The organism is Citrobacter sp. NCU1 (assembly GCF_010231475.1).
Lineage (GTDB): Bacteria > Pseudomonadota > Gammaproteobacteria > Enterobacterales > Enterobacteriaceae > Citrobacter_D.
In genome coordinates, this window is the sequence record NZ_NRDO01000071.1 from 19,645 (window position 1) to 37,511 (window position 17,867).

A 17,867-nucleotide genomic window follows, 5' to 3' on the forward strand; every position below is an offset into this window, starting at 1 on the left:
AAAAGCGATGGTAGAATCCATTTTTAAGCAAACGGTGATTTTGAAAAATGGGTAACAACGTCGTCGTACTGGGCACCCAATGGGGTGACGAAGGTAAAGGAAAGATCGTCGATCTTCTGACTGAACGGGCTAAATATGTTGTGCGCTACCAGGGTGGTCACAACGCAGGCCATACTCTCGTAATCAACGGTGAAAAAACCGTCCTCCATCTTATTCCATCAGGTATTCTTCGCGAAAATGTCACCAGCATCATCGGTAACGGTGTCGTGCTGTCTCCGAGCGCGTTGATGAAAGAGATGAAAGGACTGGAAGACCGTGGCATCCCTGTTCGTGAGCGCCTGCTGCTGTCTGAAGCCTGTCCGCTGATCCTGGATTATCACGTTGCGCTGGATAACGCGCGTGAGAAAGCTCGTGGTGAGAAAGCGATTGGTACTACGGGTCGCGGTATTGGGCCGGCGTATGAAGATAAAGTTGCTCGTCGCGGTCTGCGCGTTGGCGACCTGTTCGACAAAGCCACCTTCGCTGAAAAACTGAAAGAAGTGATGGAATATCACAACTTCCAGTTGGTGAATTTCTACAAAGTTGAAGCTGTTGACTACCAGAAAGTGCTGGATGATGTGATGGCAATCGCCGACATCCTGACCTCGATGGTTGTTGATGTTTCCGACCTGCTGGACCAGGCGCGCAAACGTGGCGATTTCGTTATGTTCGAAGGTGCGCAGGGTACTCTGCTGGATATCGACCACGGTACTTATCCGTACGTAACTTCCTCTAACACCACCGCAGGTGGCGTAGCGACAGGTTCCGGCCTGGGTCCGCGTTTTGTGGATTACGTTCTGGGTATCATCAAAGCTTACTCCACGCGTGTGGGTGCGGGTCCGTTCCCGACAGAACTGTTTGATGAAACTGGCGAGTTCCTGTGCAAACAGGGTAACGAATACGGTGCGACCACCGGTCGTCGTCGTCGTACTGGCTGGCTGGATTCCGTTGCTGTGCGTCGTGCTGTACAGATCAACTCCCTGTCTGGCTTCTGCCTGACCAAACTGGACGTACTGGACGGTTTGAAAGAGGTGAAAATCTGTGTGGCTTACCGTATGCCGGATGGCCGTGAAGTAACCACCACTCCGCTGGCCGCTGACGACTGGAAAGGCATCGAGCCGATCTACGAAACCATGCCTGGCTGGTCTGAAACCACGTTTGGCGTGAAGGAGCGCAGCGGTCTGCCGCAGGCAGCGCTGAACTACATCAAGCGTATTGAAGAACTGACCGGTGTGCCGATTGATATTATTTCTACCGGTCCGGATCGTACTGAGACCATGATTCTGCGCGACCCGTTCGACGCATAATCTATGGCAATGCCCGGTGGCGCTGAGCTAACCGGGCCTACGGTTTATCCGTTGTTCCAGGCCGGATAAGGTGCATAGCGCTGCCATCCGGCTTAATCATTCGCAAAATCCTCGCTTTTTTCCTTCCCGCACTGAAATAAATTAGCGACCTGGCTGGTGGCTGGTTTATCATCAATATAATTAATATTGCCAGGTATATCCCGTTTTCCCCTTTTCCTGAGGTTGATGTGCAGTTAACAAGTTTCACCGATTACGGATTACGCGCGCTAATCTATATGGCGTCGCTACCGGATGGGCGTATGACCAGTATTTCTGAGGTGACAGAAGTCTACGGCGTGTCCCGTAATCATATGGTCAAAATAATTAATCAGCTTAGCCGGGCGGGCTATGTGACTGCCATTCGAGGAAAAAACGGCGGTATCCGCTTGGGCAAATCCGCTGATAAAATTCGTATTGGTGATGTGGTACGCGAGCTGGAGCCTTTGTCGCTGGTGAACTGCAGCAGCGAATTTTGCCACATAACCCCAGCCTGTAGACTCAAACAGGCGCTTTCTAAGGCAGTGCACAGTTTTCTCACGGAACTGGACAACTATACGCTTGCCGATTTGGTTGAAGAGAATCAGCCACTTTATAAATTATTGCTGGTGGAGTGACGTAAAACTCCACTGGAGCTGACAACGGAGGAACCGAGATGTCACATGATCCTTTCCAGGAACGCGAAGCTGAAAAATACGCTAACCCTATCCCGAGCCGGGAATATATCCTCGAACATTTAACTAAACGCGAAAAACCGGCCAACCGTGATGAACTGGCCATTGAACTGAACATTGAAGGCGAAGAGCAGCAGGAAGCTTTGCGCCGCCGTCTGCGCGCCATGGAGCGTGATGGGCAACTGGTCTTCACTCGCCGCCAGTGTTATGCGCTGCCGGAACGTCTCGACTTACTGAAAGGCACCGTTATTGGCCATCGTGATGGCTACGGTTTTTTGCGCGTCGAAGGTCGCAAAGATGATTTGTACCTTTCCAGCGAACAGATGAAAACCTGTATTCATGGCGATCAGGTGCTGGCGCAGCCGTTGGGCGCCGACCGCAAAGGCCGTCGTGAAGCGCGTATTGTGCGCGTGCTGGTTCCGAAAACCAGCCAGATTGTGGGGCGTTATTTTACCGATGCCGGCGTGGGATTCGTGGTGCCGGACGACAGCCGTCTGAGCTTTGACATCCTGATCCCACCTGAAGAGGTGATGGGCGCGCGCATGGGCTTTGTGGTCGTGGTGGAACTCACCCAACGTCCGACCCGCCGCACCAAAGCTGTGGGTAAAATTGTCGAGGTGCTGGGTGACAATATGGGCACCGGCATGGCTGTCGATATGGCGCTGCGTACCCATGAAATCCCTTATATTTGGCCAGCAGCGGTTGAAAAACAGGTAGCCGGGCTGAAAGAAGAAGTGCCGGAAGAAGCGAAAGTAGGCCGTGTCGATCTGCGTGACTTACCGTTGGTGACTATCGATGGTGAAGATGCGCGTGACTTTGACGATGCCGTCTATTGCGAGAAAAAACGCGGCGGCGGCTGGCGTTTGTGGGTCGCGATTGCTGACGTAAGCTATTACGTGCGTCCGCCAACACCGCTGGATCAGGAGGCGCGCAATCGCGGGACGTCGGTTTACTTCCCGTCGCAGGTCGTGCCAATGCTGCCAGAAGTGCTCTCGAACGGTTTGTGTTCGCTGAACCCGCAGGTTGATCGCCTGTGTATGGTCTGCGAAATGACCGTGTCTACCAAAGGGCGTCTGACCGGCTATAAATTCTATGAAGCCGTAATGAGCTCTCATGCGCGACTGACCTATACCAAAGTTTGGCATATTCTGCAGGGGGATCAGGATCTGCGTGAGCAGTATGCGCCGTTGGTAAAACACCTCGAAGAGCTGCACAACCTTTACAAGGTGCTGGACAATGCGCGTGAAGAACGCGGCGGTATCTCTTTTGAAAGCGAAGAAGCGAAGTTTATCTTCAACGCAGAACGCCGCATCGAACGCATTGAGCAGACGCAGCGCAACGACGCACACAAACTGATTGAAGAGTGCATGATTCTGGCAAATATCTCAGCGGCACGCTTTGTTGAGAAAGCCAAAGAGCCAGCGCTGTTCCGTATCCACGACAAGCCGACGACGGAAGCGATCAACTCTTTCCGCTCGGTACTGGCGGAACTGGGGCTGGAACTGCCGGGCGGCAACAAACCAGAGCCGCGTGACTACGCGGAACTGCTGGAGTCAGTCGAAGGCAGACCCGACGCAGAAATGCTGCAAACCATGCTGCTGCGCTCAATGAAGCAGGCGATTTACGATCCAGAAAACCGCGGTCACTTTGGTCTGGCACTGCAGCAATATGCGCACTTTACGTCGCCTATCCGCCGTTATCCGGACCTCTCATTACATCGTGCAATCAAGTATTTGCTGGCGAAAGAGCAGGGCCATAAAGGTAATAGCACCGAGACGGGCGGCTACCATTACTCAATGGAAGAGATGCTGCAACTGGGTCAGCACTGTTCCATGACCGAACGTCGTGCTGATGAAGCCACGCGTGACGTTTCTGACTGGCTGAAGTGTGACTTTATGCTGGATCAGGTAGGTAACGTCTTTAAGGGTGTGATTGCCAGCGTGACGGGTTTTGGGTTCTTCGTCCGTCTTGATGAACTGTTTATTGATGGTCTGGTGCACGTCTCTTCTCTGGATAACGACTATTATCGTTTCGATCAGGTTGGTCAACGTCTGACGGGCGAATCCAGTGGTCAGATGTATCGTCTGGGCGATCGCGTGGAAGTTAAGGTCGAAGCGGTCAATATGGATGAGCGTAAAATCGACTTTAGCCTGATCTCCAGCGAGCGCGCGCCGCGCAACGTCGGGAAAACGGCGCGTGAGAAAACGAAAAAAGGCGATAACGGAAAACCCGCAGGCAAACGCCGTCAGGCTGGCAAAAAGGTGAATTTCGAGCCGGACAGCGCCTTCCGTGGTGAGAAGAAAGGCAAACCCGCTAAACCGAAAGCGGAGAAAAAAGGCGATAAAAAAGCGAAAAAGCCGTCGGCAAAAACGCTTAAAATCGCTTCTGCCACGAAGGCAAAACGCGCGGCAAAGAAGAAAGTCGCTGAATAACGACATGACACTGTAGGCCGGGCGCGAGCATCGCCGCCCGGCGTTACATGCCGATCACGGCAACATTAACCATTAACGAGTACATTCATGAGTGAAATGATTTACGGCATCCATGCGGTGCAGGCCCTGCTGGAGCGTGCTCCTGAGCGTTTTCAGGATGTCTTTATTTTGAAAGGCCGTGAAGACAAGCGCCTGCTGCCGCTGATCCATGCTCTGGAAGCGCAGGGTGTTGTCATCCAGTTGGCGAACCGCCAGTTCCTGGATGAGAAAAGTGAGGGTGCGGTACATCAGGGAATTATTGCGCGTGTGAAGCCTGGCCGTCAGTATCAGGAAAACGATCTGCCGGATCTGATTGCTTCACTCGATCAACCGTTTCTGTTAATTCTGGATGGCGTGACCGACCCGCACAACCTTGGTGCGTGTCTGCGTAGCGCCGATGCGGCTGGTGTCCATGCGGTGATCGTGCCAAAGGATCGCTCCGCGATGTTGAATGCGACGGCCAAAAAAGTCGCCTGTGGCGCAGCTGAAAGCGTGCCGCTGATCCGTGTGACCAACCTGGCGCGCACCATGCGCATGTTACAGGAAGAGAATATCTGGATTGTCGGTACGGCCGGTGAAGCCGATCATACGTTGTACCAGAGCAAAATGACTGGTCGTCTGGCACTGGTGATGGGCGCGGAAGGCGAAGGTATGCGTCGCCTGACCCGTGAGCATTGTGATGAGCTGATCAGCATCCCAATGGCGGGTAGCGTTTCGTCGCTTAACGTTTCCGTAGCGACGGGGATCTGCCTGTTTGAGGCCGTACGCCAGCGCAGTTGAGGCTTTTGTTTTGCAGAAAAACCATCCAAATTAGGGATGGTTTTTTTTTATCTGAAACGGATAATATGAGCCGTCAATTTGAGCTTTACTGTATTCATCATTATCTCGTCAATTTATGGAAGAATGTATGGCATGGACTGCACCGGCGCGATTCAATGCGCTACTGAATTTCCCTCCAAAAATTATGGATATAGTAAGTAATGACCATGCCTGACTTATTAAAATAAGCCATTGCGACAATCTCCTTGCGTAGAACACGCTCGGTAACGAGACGTTGATAAAGTCACGATGGCAGAAAATCAGGTACGGAGTTTGTATGCCTGCTGTCGTTATTTTATTGATATAAAAGAGTATTATTGATTAATTTCAGGAAGAATATAATGCATATACTGGATTCATTAGTGGCTTTTTGCGCTTATTTTTTTATCGGCGCAGCGATGGTGATACTGTTCCTTTTTATCTATTCAAAAATTACGCCTCACAATGAATGGCAGTTGATTAAAAACAATAATACGGCAGCATCGCTGGCGTTTAGCGGGACATTGCTCGGTTACGTCATTCCATTATCCAGCGCGGCAATCAATTCAGTCAGCATCCCGGATTATTTTGCCTGGGGCGGAATTGCGCTGGTTGTCCAGTTGATGGTTTACGGTGGCGTGCGTTTGTATATGCCGATGCTGAGCGAAAAAATTATTAACCACAATACTGCTGCGGGAATGTTCATGGGTACTGCCGCGCTGGCAGGGGGAATTTTCAACGCCGCCTGTATGACATGGTAATGGACGATCATGGCGAAAAAACGGAAATCCAGGCAGCAAAAAACGACAGCAGGACATTCAGTCACCACGCGGAGCGACAATCCGCTTAGCGCTTCCCAGCCAAAACAGAAAAGCTATGGGGGCAAATATCTGACGCTGGCGATCATGGGCGGTGCCGCATTTTTCGGCCTCAAAAGCTGTGGTGATGAGGGGAGTGCGGATACCGATGGCGATGGTGTTTATTATTCTACGGTGAGTGATTGCATCAATGACGGGAATAGCGCCAGCGTGTGTGCAGATGGCTGGAATAACGCAAAGGCCAACTTTTACGCGAATGTGCCCGCGAACATGAGCCAGGAAAGCTGTCAGTCACTCTATTTAAACTGCTATTTTGACAGCGTTGATCGTAGCTGGAACCCCGTGATCTCCGGTTTTCTGCTCAGCCGTTCGATTCGTAATGAACGCGATGAACAGTACGTTTACAGCAGCGGTGGTTCCTCGTATGTCTCTCGCCCAGCGTGGCGGGTTGCCTCGGGTAATTATGTCTGGGACGGTAAAAGAAATGCCACCACCTATCGTGATACCTCCCACCGTGCCATAGCGCCGAGGGTCCCGACGGAATCTCGTGGGGGATTTGGCCGCTTCTTTAGCTCACATGGCTCCTGGGGAGGCTAACCATGCTGCGACATGCTGTCCCTGTGCGCAGAGATCTGGACAAGATCGCCCACGATCACGGTTTCGATTTTCATATTATCGACAACGAAATTTACTGGGATGAGAGCCGGGCATACCGGTTTACACTGCGGCAGATTGAAGAACAGATCGAAAAACCGACTGCTGAGCTTCACCAGATGTGTCTGGACGTGGTTGAGCGGGCGGTTAATGACGAACATATTATGCAGCAACTGGCGATTCCGCCGCTGTACTGGGATGTTATCGCAGAAAGCTGGCGCAACCGCGATCCTTCCCTTTACGGACGGATGGATTTCGTTTGGTGCGGTAACAACGCCCCGGTCAAGTTGCTGGAGTACAACGCCGATACACCCACCTCGCTGTATGAAGCTGCCTATTTCCAGTGGCTGTGGCTGGAAGATGCCCGGCGCAATGGCATGATCCCGCGTGATGTCGATCAGTTCAACGCGATTCAGGAACGTCTGATCTCCCGCTTTGGTGAGCTTTACAGTAAGGAACCGTTCTACTTCTGCTGTTGCGCAGAAAGCGATGAAGATCGCGCTACCGTGTTGTATCTGCAGGATTGCGCGCAGCAGGCTGGACAAGAGACGCGGTTTATCTATGTTGAGGAACTCGGTCTTGGCGTCGGTGGCGTGCTGACCGATCTCGACGATAACGTGATTAAACGTGCTTTTAAGCTCTACCCGCTGGAGTGGATGATGCGCGACGATTACGGTCCCTTGTTACGAAAACGGCGCGAACAGTGGGTTGAACCATTGTGGAAGAGCGTTCTCAGTAATAAAGGGTTGATGCCGCTGCTGTGGCGCTTTTTCCCCAATCATCCCAATCTGTTGCCGGCCTGGTTTGATGAGGAAAAACCGCAGATTGCGCCCGGGGAAAGTTACGTGCGCAAACCGATCTATTCCCGTGAAGGCGCTAACGTCACCCTGTTTGATGGCAAGCACAACGTTATTGAGCATGCCGAAGGGGATTACGCGGATGAACCGATGATCTACCAGGCGTTTCAGCCGTTGCCGCGTTTTGGCGAGAGTTACACGCTGATCGGCAGTTGGATTGTTGATGATGAGGCGTCAGGTATGGGAATAAGAGAGGATAATACTTTGATTACGAAAGATACTTCACGTTTCGTCCCTCATTATATCTCAGGGTGATCCTGCTTTTGTGATCTCTCTCCGTCGTCACTGGCGCAGTACTGACCATACTTACAGTTACTGCCATTGGAGGAGGGAAACACAATGCACTGGCAAACACATACCGTTTTTAATCAACCCGTTCCACTCAATAACAGCAATTTATTTTTGTCTGATGGCGCGCTGTGCGAAGCCGTCGCCCGTGAAGGTGCTGGCTGGGATAGCGATCTGCTCGCCAGCATTGGTCAACAGTTAGGCACCGCAGAATCGCTGGAATTGGGGCGTCTGGCAAACATGTATCCCCCTGAATTATTGCGTTACGACCCACAAGGACAGCGTCTGGATGATGTGCGTTTTCACCCGGCCTGGCACTTGCTGATGCAGGGGTTATGCGCGAATCGCGTACATAATCTGGCCTGGGAAGACGATGCCAGAGCGGGGTCGTTTGTTGCCAGGGCGGCGCGTTTTATGCTGCATGCCCAGGTGGAAGCGGGAACGCTTTGCCCTATCACGATGACCTTTGCGGCAACACCTCTGTTACGACAGATGTTGCCCGTTCCCTTTCAAAACTGGCAGACGCCTCTTGGTAGCGATCGCTACGACTCTCATCTTCTCCCGGGCGCGCAAAAGCGTGGTCTGCTGATTGGCATGGGAATGACGGAAAAGCAGGGCGGCTCTGATGTTCTGAGCAATACCACTTACGCGGAACGCCTTGATGATGGCGCATACCGGTTGGTGGGGCACAAATGGTTTTTCTCCGTCCCGCAAAGCGATGCGCATCTTGTTTTGGCTCAGGCAAAAGGCGGACTCTCTTGCTTCTTTGTTCCGCGCTTTTTGCCTGATGGGCAGCGAAATGCCATCCGTTTTGAACGGCTTAAAGACAAGTTGGGTAATCGTTCTAACGCCAGTTGCGAAGTGGAGTTTCAGGATGCCATTGGCTGGCTATTAGGCGAGGAAGGCGAGGGTATCCGGCATATTCTAAAGATGGGGGGAATGACGCGTTTTGATTGTGCGCTGGGCAGTCATGGGATGATGCGCCGGGCATTTTCCGTGGCGATCTATCATGCCCATCAACGGCAGGTATTTGGCAAACCGTTGGTTGAACAGCCAATGATGCGTCAGGTTTTGAGTCGTATGGCGTTACAGCTTGAAGGTCAGACGGCATTGTTGTTTCGACTGGCTCGCGCGTGGGAGCGCCGTCGCGACGAGAAAGAAGCGCTCTGGGCGCGTTTATTCACGCCTGCCGCGAAGTTCGCGGTGTGCAAAAGCGGTATTTCGTTTGTCGCTGAAGCGATGGAAGTGCTCGGCGGAATGGGGTATTGCGAAGAGAGCGAGTTGCCGCGTTTGTACCGGGAAATGCCGGTGAACAGTATTTGGGAAGGCTCAGGCAATATCATGTGCCTGGACGTGCTTCGGGTGTTGAGCAAACAAAGCGGTGTTGACGAGTTGCTGGCCGATGCCTTTGCCGAAGTTAAAGGCCAGGACCGTTATTACGATCGCGCAGTACGTCAACTCCAGCAGCGATTACGCAGGCCTTCTGAGGAACACGGGCGGGAGATCGCGCAGCAACTCTTCCTGCTCGGTTGTGGGGCACAAATGCTGCGGTATGCATCTCCGCCAGTAGCACAGGCCTGGTGTCAGATGATGCTGGATACGCGCGGCGTGGCTCGCTTGTCCACTCAGGTACAGAACGATTTGCTGCTGAGAGCAACAGGGGGATTACGCTAGATAAGGCCTGGATCGAGGCTCTCTGGGGGGCAAAGCGCTCAGATTCGTATGCCGGGTGTCACCCGGCATACATAAAGAATCAGGCATACAGTATGGCTTGTACGCGCCAGTTATCAGGCTGCTGATCTTCGTACATCTGAATAATCCGGTACCAGGAGGCGCCTTGCTCATCGGCTTTTAACGCCACGATACGTTCCACATCCTGCGGGTTCCCTGCAATATTGCTGACGGAGATCTGGCCAATTTCGTTCAGGCCTGTGACACAATCAGCACTGGCGAATTCGGCAGACTGTGCCGTAGTACTCACCAGTCCGGAAGGAAGCAGCAGTGAGGATAAGGCAAGAGAATGTTTCATCGTCAGCTCCATTTTACGTTTCCCCACCGGGGTAGGGCATTCCGTCGCGGTAATAAACCTCCAGCACCCTGCTGTCGGTTTATTGTGCACAGGTAAACGCATAGGCACGCAAAGCAATGTAAAACTGACTAAAAATCAATCTACTGTTATTTACGATATAAAATGGCCTGCGAATACCACTGACCTGTCACGATGGTTTCATCGACCAACAAAATAACGTAATAATCTGCTTTGGCGGCGATGGCCTTTGCTCTGATTTCCGCCACGGCATCATCCGGGGAACCCCGAACCATGGCGCTCACCGTCCCCATTCGTTGCAAACCATGCGACTGGTCGCGGCGAATTTCCTGAGGTTGGTCAGTGACGGGTGGTGCAGGTTGCGGAGTACCCTGAAGTACACTGCAGCCGCTTAAGAACAAAACCAGTATCAAAGAGGCAAACCGGCGCATAACTCTATCTCGTTTCCTGATAGCCATAGTGTAGTGCCTTATTAATTTCCCTTTAGGGGGAATGTTCCCGAATTGTTATCTCTCACGCGATTTTCGAATGAAAATGTTGCGAAAGCGTAACCCAGTTCTCAACATTGTGAATCATTGTCGAACGCATAAACTTGCGCTATGAATTTTGCCGTGGCATACCAGAATAAAAGAGGTGTAAAAATGATAGAGATTGAAACTCGGAACCTGGCAGAGAATCCCGTTCTTCATGCGTTTCCGCAGGGAAAACGTGAGACTCCACTGCCTTGTCTCATTTTTTATCATGGTTTCACCTCTTCCAGCCTCGTTTACAGTTACTTCGCAGTCGCACTGGCACAGGCCGGGTATCGGGTTATTATGCCTGATGCGCCGGAGCATGGTGTGCGATTTACCGGTGATGCACAGTGGCGAACCTGGCAATTCTGGCAAATTCTGCAGCAAAATATGCAGGAATTCGCTGCGTTACGTGCGGCAGTGCAGGCGGAAAATTGGATTTTGAACGAACGCCTGGCGGTGGGAGGCGCGTCGATGGGGGGGATGACCGCGTTGGGCATTATGACGCGTCATCCAGAGGTAAAATGTGTTGCCAGTCTGATGGGATCGGGGTATTTCACCCAACTGGCACAGACGCTCTTTCCCCCGTCTCCGATGGAAACACCTTCGCAACAGGCTGAATTCGACAAGATACTTGCCCCGCTGGCCGAGTGGGAAGTGACGGATCAACTGGCTCATGTGGCAAGCAGACCGCTACTGCTGTGGCATGGACAGGAAGATGACGTGGTTCCTGTCGCAGAATCATTACGCTTGCAGCAAGCATTGAGCCAGTTGGGACTGGAGAAGAATCTGACCTGTTTATGGCAAGCGGGAGTTCGCCACCGCATTACGCCAGAAGCCCTGGCGGCCACAATCTCCTTTTTTCGCCAGCATCTTTAAACTCGCAGAATCTTGACTCCTAGTTCTTCAAGCTGTTGTAGGATCTCAGGGTTAGCATTTTTACCCGTAATCAGCATATCGATTTGATCGGCGCGGCTGAACAGCATACCCGCGCGCTCACCCACTTTACTGCTGTCGACCAGCACGACCAGTTTTCCCACTACGCTCAGCATTTTCTGCTCAGCCATGGCTGTCAGCATGTCGGTTTTGTATAGGCCGTCTGCTGTCAGCCCTTTGCCGCTGGTAAACATCCAGTGACCGGCATACAGACTGTTTTCGCTCCCCTGTGGACTTAGCGTAATAGACTGACTTTTGTTGTACTGTCCCCCCATGATAATCACGCTCTCATGCTCCTGGTCGATCAAATAGTTCGCCAGTGGTAGGTAGTTAGTGATGATTTGCACCGGCTTACCGCAGATCTCGCGACCAAGCAGGAATGCAGTTGAACCGCAGTTAATCACAACACTTTCACCTGGGTTCACCAGTTGGGACGCCGCTTTGGCGATACGTACCTTTTCATCGTGATTCAGGGCCTGATGCAAGTTCATTGGCGTCCAGCGTGGGCGCTGCTGAGTGATAGCCTCGGCGCCATTACGTACTTTTTTGAGCTTACCGATCTCGTCGAGTTTGTTGATGTCCCGACGGGCTGTTGCCGGGGAGATTCCTAAGCATTCGACGACATTCTCAACGGTCACAAAGCCCAATTGTGAGAGCGTATCCAGTAAGATTTGATGTCTTTGTGCTTCTGTCATGAGCTATTCCGATAAAAAATGATTTTAAAAGATGATATTTGAAATAGCCTGAAAATACTAAAATAAATATGGAGAAATGCCGGGAAAACCCGGCATTGCGAACGATTACAGGAAAGATTTGAATGGCAGGTCAGGCTCAAGGGTAAAGCAGTCATCAAAACCGCGCGGATAGTGATATTCGAAGTTATCTTTATCCAAGGGCCAGGTAAATTTACCGCCTACCTGCCAGATAAACGGTTTGAAACCGTACTTCAGCCTGTCTTTTTTCATCTCCCACAGTACGCGTATTTCTTGTGGGTCGGCCTGAAAGTTTGACCAGATATCATGGTGGAACGGGATGACGACTTTAGTATTTAACGCTTCAGCCATACGCAGCATATCGGCGCTGGTCATTTTGTCGGTAATACCACGCGGGTTTTCACCGTAGGAACCCAGAGCTACGTCGATCTGATGCTCATTTCCATGTTTTGCATAGTAGTTTGAGTAGTGGGAATCGCCACTGTGATACAGCGTGCCCCCCGGCGTCTTGAACAGGTAGTTAACGGCACGGACATCCATACCATCCGGCAGCACGCCAGCGGCTTTTTGATCGGCAGGCAACGTGATGAGAGCTGTGCGATCAAACGCATCAAGCGCATGAATTTCAATATCTTTTACTTTAACGACATCGCCCGGTTTCACCACGATGCAGCGTTCTTTCGGTACGCCCCAACCCACCCATAAATCGACACAGGTTTGTGGTCCGATGAAGGGGACGTTGTCGGCGCAGTTTTGCATCACGGCGGCGGCAACATTGACGTCAATGTGATCGTTATGATCATGTGTCGCCAATACGGCGTCGATCTGGCGAATGGCAAAAGGATCAAGGACAAACGGTGTGGTGCGCAGGTTTGGCTGTAGCTTTTTCACGCCCGCCATACGTTGCATCTGGTGACCGCTTTTCATCAGTGGATTGCCATGACTTTGCTTGCCGGTGCCACACCAGAAATCGACGCACACGTTGGTACTGCCTTCGGATTTCAGCCATATACCGGTACAGCCGAGCCACCACATAGCAAATGTGCCGGCTGCGACCTGCTCCTGTTCGATCTCTTCATTCAGCCAGCTTCCCCATTCAGGAAAGGTGCTCAGGATCCATGATTCACGTGTGATGCTTTTCACTTTACTCATCGCCATTTACCTTCATGTTTGTGCAAATTAAATCATTTGATGATTCGTTTTGATTGATTCTGGCACTCTTTTGTTGGGGTGGCAACGAATTATTCTTTTAATATTGCTTGAGTTTATTGCGGTAAGGTATGGCTTATGAGGGGTGGTGTTACGTGAAAACTTGTTATTTTATTGATTTATATGGGGTAATTTTGGTTTTCATCAAACAGAACTAAGTCATCATCAGAAGTGTGGGAATTATTGCGTGGTACGTCACGTTTAATCAAATTCAATCTTGTTGTGATTGATTTTGAAAATTAGAGTGTGTGCACAACATCCTGAGCATGCATTATGTTCAGAAAATTCGGCTACTGGAGATAGTGATGGAGATCCTCTACAACATCTTTACCGTTTTCTTTAATCAGGTGATGACCAACGCCCCGTTGTTGCTAGGTATTGTAACTTGCCTGGGCTATATCCTGTTGCGCAAGAGTGTCAGCGTTATTATCAAAGGCACGATAAAAACTATTATTGGTTTTATGTTGTTGCAGGCCGGTTCCGGCATCCTGACCAGTACCTTCAAACCAGTTGTGGCAAAGATGTCTGAGGTATACGGCATCAATGGCGCTATTTCCGATACTTACGCTTCCATGATGGCGACGATTGAACGCATGGGGGAGGCTTATAGCTGGGTGGGCTATGCCGTACTGTTGGCGCTGGCACTGAACATCTGTTACGTGCTGCTGCGTCGTATTACGGGCATCCGTACCATCATGCTTACCGGGCACATTATGTTCCAACAGGCGGGGCTGATCGCGGTCTCGCTCTATATCTTCGGCTACCCGATGTGGACCACCATTATTTGCACGGCAATACTGGTCTCCCTCTACTGGGGTATCACCGCCAATATGATGTACAAGCCGACCCAGGAAGTGACCGACGGTTGTGGTTTCTCTATTGGTCACCAACAGCAGTTTGCTTCCTGGGTTGCCTATAAAATTGCCCCTTACTTGGGTAAAAAAGAGGAGAGCGTTGAAGATCTTAAGCTGCCCGGCTGGTTAAACATCTTCCATGACAACATCGTTTCTACCGCAATTGTGATGACGGTTTTCTTCGGCGCGATTTTGCTCTCTTTCGGTATTGATACCGTGCAGGCAATGGCGGGCAAAGTGCACTGGACGGTCTATATCCTGCAAACCGGTTTCTCCTTCGCGGTGGCTATTTTCATCATCACTCAAGGCGTACGTATGTTCGTCGCCGAACTTTCTGAAGCTTTCAACGGTATCTCACAGCGGTTGATTCCTGGCGCTGTACTGGCGATCGACTGTGCCGCGATTTATAGCTTCGCGCCGAACGCCGTGGTCTGGGGCTTTATGTGGGGCACTATCGGCCAGTTGATTGCGGTTGGTATCCTGGTGGCCTGCGGCTCTTCGATCCTGATTATTCCTGGTTTCATCCCGATGTTCTTCTCTAACGCCACCATAGGTGTGTTCGCTAACCACTTTGGCGGCTGGCGTGCGGCGCTGAAGATTTGCCTGGTGATGGGCATGATTGAAATTTTCGGTTGCGTTTGGGCGGTGAAACTCACCGGCATGAGCGCCTGGATGGGGATGGCGGACTGGTCAATTCTGGCACCGCCGATGATGCAGGGATTCGTCTCTGTCGGCATCGCGTTTATGGCTGTCATCATCATTATCGCACTGGCTTATATGTTCTTCGCGGGACGCGCACTGCGTGCTGAAGAAGATGCAGAAAAACAACTGGCAGAACACTCTGCTTAATAAGGAGTTTTTATTATGACCGTACGTATTCTGGCTGTGTGTGGTAACGGGCAGGGCAGTTCCATGATCATGAAGATGAAAGTGGATCAGTTTTTAACCCAGTCAAATATCGACCACACGGTAAATAGCTGCGCTGTGGGGGAGTACAAAAGTGAACTCAGTGGTGCCGATATCATCATTGCCTCTACGCATATTGCCGGTGAGATTAGCGTGACGGGCAACAAACATGTGGTTGGCGTGCGCAACATGCTTTCCCCTGCTGATTTTGGTCCGAAGCTACTGGAAGTGATCAAAGAGCATTTCCCACAGGACGTGAAATAAGGGCGCGCCATGAAACTACGTGATTCGTTGGCAGAGAATAACGCGATCTGTTTGCAGGCTGAAGCGAATACCTGGCAGGAAGCGGTGAAAATCGGCGTTGATCTGCTGGTGGCGGCGGATGTGGTGGAGCCACGCTACTACCAGGCCATTCTGGATGCGGTTGAACAACACGGCCCGTACTTTGTGCTCGCGCCAGGTCTGGCGATGCCGCACGGGCGCCCGGAAGAGGGCGTTAAGAAAACCGGTTTTGCGCTGGTGACGCTGAAGAAGCCGCTGGAGTTTAACCACGAAGACAACGACCCGGTGGATATCCTTATTACCATGGCGGCGGTCGATGCCAACACGCACCAGGAAGTGGGCATCATGCAGATCGTCAACCTGTTTGAAGATGAAGCCAATTTTGACCGTTTACGCGCCTGCCGGACCACGCAGGAAGTGCTGGATTTAATTGACCGCACCAACGCGGCTGCTTAAGAAGGAATTGAACATGTCATTACCAATGTTACAAGTCGCGCTGGACAACCAGACTATGGATCGCGCCTACGAAACGACTCGCCTGATCGCTGAAGAGGTCGACATTATTGAAGTGGGTACCATTCTGTGCGTGGGAGAAGGTGTACGTGCGGTTCGAGATTTGAAAGCACTTTACCCACATAAAATTGTGCTGGCAGACGCTAAAATCGCCGACGCGGGGAAAATCCTTTCCCGCATGTGTTTTGAGGCTAACGCCGACTGGGTGACCGTTATTTGCTGCGCGGATATTAACACTGCGAAAGGCGCGCTGGAGGTGGCGAAAGAATTTAACGGCGATGTGCAGATCGAACTGACCGGCTTCTGGACCTGGGAGCAGGCACAGGAGTGGCGTGACGCAGGAATTCAACAAGTCGTTTATCACCGCAGTCGTGACGCACAGGCCGCTGGCGTGGCATGGGGTGACGCGGATATTTCTGCCATCAAACGCCTCTGCGATATGGGCTTTAAAGTCACCGTCACGGGTGGTCTGGCGCTGGAAGATCTGCCGCTGTTCAAAGGTATTCCGATTCACGTCTTTATCGCTGGCCGCAGTATTCGTGATGCCGCCTCCCCAGTGGAAGCCGCGCGTCAATTCAAACGTTCCATCGCCCAACTGTGGGGTTAAGGAGCGGCTATGCTGTCGAAACAGATCCCGCTTGGCATCTATGAAAAAGCGCTCCCTGCCGGGGAGTGCTGGCTGGAACGTCTGCGGCTGGCGAAAGAACTGGGTTTTGATTTCGTCGAGATGTCAGTAGATGAAACCGACGAACGTCTGTCTCGCCTCGACTGGAGCAGTAAAGAACGTCTGGCGCTGGTCGGCGCTACTGTTGAAACCGGTGTACGGGTTCCTTCCATGTGCCTGAGTGCGCATCGTCGTTTCCCGCTCGGCAGCGAAGATGACACGGTGCGGGCGCAGGGGCTTGAGATTATGTGCAAAGCCATCCAGTTCGCTCAGGACGTTGGCATTCGTGTTATTCAACTGGCGGGTTACGACGTTTACTACCAGGAGGCCAATAACGAAACGCGTCGTCGTTTCCGCGACGGGCTGAAAGAAAGCGTGGAGATGGCGAGCCGCGCCCAGGTGACACTGGCAATGGAGATTATGGATTACCCACTGATGAACTCTATCAGCAAGGCGCTGGGTTACGCGCACTACCTGAACAATCCATGGTTCCAGCTTTATCCCGATATCGGCAATCTGTCGGCATGGGACAACGATGTGCAGATGGAACTACAGGCCGGGATTGGGCATATCGTCGCCGTCCATGTCAAAGACACGAAACCTGGTGTGTTTAAAAATGTGCCGTTTGGCGAAGGCGTTGTTGATTTCGAACGCTGTTTTGAGACTCTTAAACAGAGTGGCTATTGCGGGCCGTACCTGATTGAGATGTGGAGTGAAACGGCGAAAAACCCGGCGGTGGAAGTGGCGAAAGCGCGTGATTGGGTGAAAGCGCGTATGGCCAGTGCCGGTCTGGTGGAGGCAGCATAATGCAAAAGCTCAAACAACAGGTGTTTGAGGCCAACATGGATCTGCCTCGCTACGGGCTGGTGACTTTTACCTGGGGCAACGTTAGCGCGATTGATCGCGAACGTGGGCTGGTAGTGATCAAACCCAGCGGCGTCGCCTACGAAACCATGAAAGCGGATGACATGGTGGTGGTCGATATGAACGACAAGGTGGTGGAGGGGCAGTACCGTCCGTCGTCGGATACCGCGACTCATCTGGCGCTGTATCGTCGTTATCCGTCGCTAGGCGGTGTGGTTCATACTCATTCTACCCATGCAACGGCATGGGCACAGGCCGGATGCGCTATTCCTGCACTGGGTACGACGCACGCGGACTACTTTTTTGGTGATATTCCTTGTACCAGGGCGTTAAGCGAAGAAGAGGTGCAGGGGGAATATGAACTGAACACCGGAAAGGTGATTATCGAAACGCTGGGTGATGTGGAACCCCTGCATACGCCAGGG

General features: G+C 51.9%; 19 protein-coding genes. 15 read left to right on the forward strand and 4 right to left on the reverse strand.

Features of this window, described 5'->3' with window-relative positions:
- The first annotated feature begins 47 nt into the window (after positions 1 to 47).
- The 8 genes from purA (at position 48) to CJP72_RS19830 (ending at position 9,616) form a co-directional block, all read left to right on the forward strand.
- A complete protein-coding gene (purA, locus tag CJP72_RS19795) occupies positions 48 to 1,346 on the forward strand; it encodes an adenylosuccinate synthase (RefSeq protein WP_162383032.1) in 1,299 nt (432 codons plus the stop codon).
- A gap of 227 nt (positions 1,347 to 1,573) precedes the next feature.
- Complete coding sequence (nsrR, locus tag CJP72_RS19800; RefSeq protein WP_162383033.1) at positions 1,574 to 1,999, forward strand: nitric oxide-sensing transcriptional repressor NsrR; 426 nt, start codon at positions 1,574 to 1,576, stop codon at positions 1,997 to 1,999.
- 38 nt (positions 2,000 to 2,037) lie between these two features.
- On the forward strand, positions 2,038 to 4,488 hold the full coding sequence (gene rnr / locus CJP72_RS19805) for a ribonuclease R (RefSeq protein ID WP_162383034.1): 2,451 nt from the start codon (positions 2,038 to 2,040) through the stop codon (positions 4,486 to 4,488).
- A gap of 87 nt (positions 4,489 to 4,575) precedes the next feature.
- Positions 4,576 to 5,307: a 23S rRNA (guanosine(2251)-2'-O)-methyltransferase RlmB gene (gene rlmB, locus CJP72_RS19810; RefSeq protein WP_162383035.1), complete on the forward strand. Its 732-nt coding sequence runs from the start codon at positions 4,576 to 4,578 to the stop codon at positions 5,305 to 5,307.
- Positions 5,308 to 5,687: 380 nt separating this feature from the next.
- Positions 5,688 to 6,086, forward strand: coding sequence for a DUF350 domain-containing protein (locus CJP72_RS19815; RefSeq protein ID WP_162383036.1), 399 nt, complete (start codon positions 5,688 to 5,690; stop codon positions 6,084 to 6,086).
- A gap of 9 nt (positions 6,087 to 6,095) precedes the next feature.
- A complete protein-coding gene (locus CJP72_RS19820) occupies positions 6,096 to 6,740 on the forward strand; it encodes a DUF1190 domain-containing protein (RefSeq protein WP_162383037.1) in 645 nt (214 codons plus the stop codon).
- A gap of 2 nt (positions 6,741 to 6,742) precedes the next feature.
- Complete coding sequence (locus tag CJP72_RS19825) at positions 6,743 to 7,909, forward strand: glutathionylspermidine synthase family protein (protein ID WP_162383038.1); 1,167 nt, start codon at positions 6,743 to 6,745, stop codon at positions 7,907 to 7,909.
- Between the two features lie 84 nt (positions 7,910 to 7,993).
- Positions 7,994 to 9,616 carry an isovaleryl-CoA dehydrogenase gene (locus tag CJP72_RS19830; RefSeq protein ID WP_162383039.1) on the forward strand — a complete coding sequence of 541 codons (1,623 nt, stop codon included), beginning with the start codon at positions 7,994 to 7,996 and terminating at the stop codon, positions 9,614 to 9,616.
- Positions 9,617 to 9,695: 79 nt separating this feature from the next.
- Here the strand turns inward: CJP72_RS19830 and yjfN are convergent, their stop codons facing one another.
- Together yjfN and bsmA are read right to left on the reverse strand one after the other, a co-directional pair.
- The gene (gene yjfN / locus CJP72_RS19835) at positions 9,696 to 9,971 is read right to left on the reverse strand and encodes a DUF1471 family protease activator YjfN (protein WP_162383040.1); all 276 of its coding nucleotides are present in this window, start codon (positions 9,969 to 9,971) and stop codon (positions 9,696 to 9,698) included.
- A 146-nt stretch (positions 9,972 to 10,117) separates the two neighbouring features.
- The gene (gene bsmA, locus CJP72_RS19840; RefSeq protein WP_162383041.1) at positions 10,118 to 10,447 is read right to left on the reverse strand and encodes a biofilm peroxide resistance protein BsmA; all 330 of its coding nucleotides are present in this window, start codon (positions 10,445 to 10,447) and stop codon (positions 10,118 to 10,120) included.
- 183 nt (positions 10,448 to 10,630) lie between these two features.
- Here bsmA and yjfP point away from each other — a divergent pair, with 183 nt between their 5' ends.
- Positions 10,631 to 11,380 carry an esterase gene (gene yjfP, locus CJP72_RS19845; RefSeq protein WP_162383042.1) on the forward strand — a complete coding sequence of 250 codons (750 nt, stop codon included), beginning with the start codon at positions 10,631 to 10,633 and terminating at the stop codon, positions 11,378 to 11,380.
- Here the strand turns inward: yjfP and ulaR are convergent.
- Both ulaR and ulaG read right to left on the reverse strand, forming a co-directional pair.
- A complete protein-coding gene (ulaR, locus tag CJP72_RS19850) occupies positions 11,377 to 12,132 on the reverse strand; it encodes an HTH-type transcriptional regulator UlaR (RefSeq protein WP_162383043.1) in 756 nt (251 codons plus the stop codon). The two genes, yjfP and ulaR, sit on opposite strands and share 4 nt — an antisense overlap.
- Positions 12,133 to 12,237: 105 nt before the next feature.
- Positions 12,238 to 13,302, reverse strand: coding sequence for an L-ascorbate 6-phosphate lactonase (ulaG, locus tag CJP72_RS19855; protein ID WP_162383044.1), 1,065 nt, complete (start codon positions 13,300 to 13,302; stop codon positions 12,238 to 12,240).
- 362 nt (positions 13,303 to 13,664) lie between these two features.
- Between ulaG and ulaA the strand changes: the two genes are divergently transcribed.
- From ulaA to CJP72_RS19885, 6 genes are all read left to right on the forward strand, one after another.
- On the forward strand, positions 13,665 to 15,062 hold the full coding sequence (ulaA, locus tag CJP72_RS19860; protein WP_162383045.1) for a PTS ascorbate transporter subunit IIC: 1,398 nt from the start codon (positions 13,665 to 13,667) through the stop codon (positions 15,060 to 15,062).
- A gap of 15 nt (positions 15,063 to 15,077) precedes the next feature.
- Positions 15,078 to 15,383 carry a PTS ascorbate transporter subunit IIB gene (gene ulaB, locus CJP72_RS19865; RefSeq protein ID WP_162383046.1) on the forward strand — a complete coding sequence of 102 codons (306 nt, stop codon included), beginning with the start codon at positions 15,078 to 15,080 and terminating at the stop codon, positions 15,381 to 15,383.
- Between the two features lie 9 nt (positions 15,384 to 15,392).
- Positions 15,393 to 15,857, forward strand: coding sequence for a PTS ascorbate transporter subunit IIA (ulaC, locus tag CJP72_RS19870; protein ID WP_162383047.1), 465 nt, complete (start codon positions 15,393 to 15,395; stop codon positions 15,855 to 15,857).
- Positions 15,858 to 15,870: 13 nt separating this feature from the next.
- Positions 15,871 to 16,521: a 3-keto-L-gulonate-6-phosphate decarboxylase UlaD gene (gene ulaD, locus CJP72_RS19875; RefSeq protein ID WP_162383048.1), complete on the forward strand. Its 651-nt coding sequence runs from the start codon at positions 15,871 to 15,873 to the stop codon at positions 16,519 to 16,521.
- A gap of 9 nt (positions 16,522 to 16,530) precedes the next feature.
- Positions 16,531 to 17,385: an L-ribulose-5-phosphate 3-epimerase UlaE gene (gene ulaE, locus CJP72_RS19880; RefSeq protein ID WP_162383049.1), complete on the forward strand. Its 855-nt coding sequence runs from the start codon at positions 16,531 to 16,533 to the stop codon at positions 17,383 to 17,385.
- The coding region (locus tag CJP72_RS19885) for an L-ribulose-5-phosphate 4-epimerase (protein WP_162383050.1) at positions 17,385 to 17,867 on the forward strand (483 nt) is incomplete at its 3' end. The genes ulaE and CJP72_RS19885, both read left to right, overlap by 1 nt.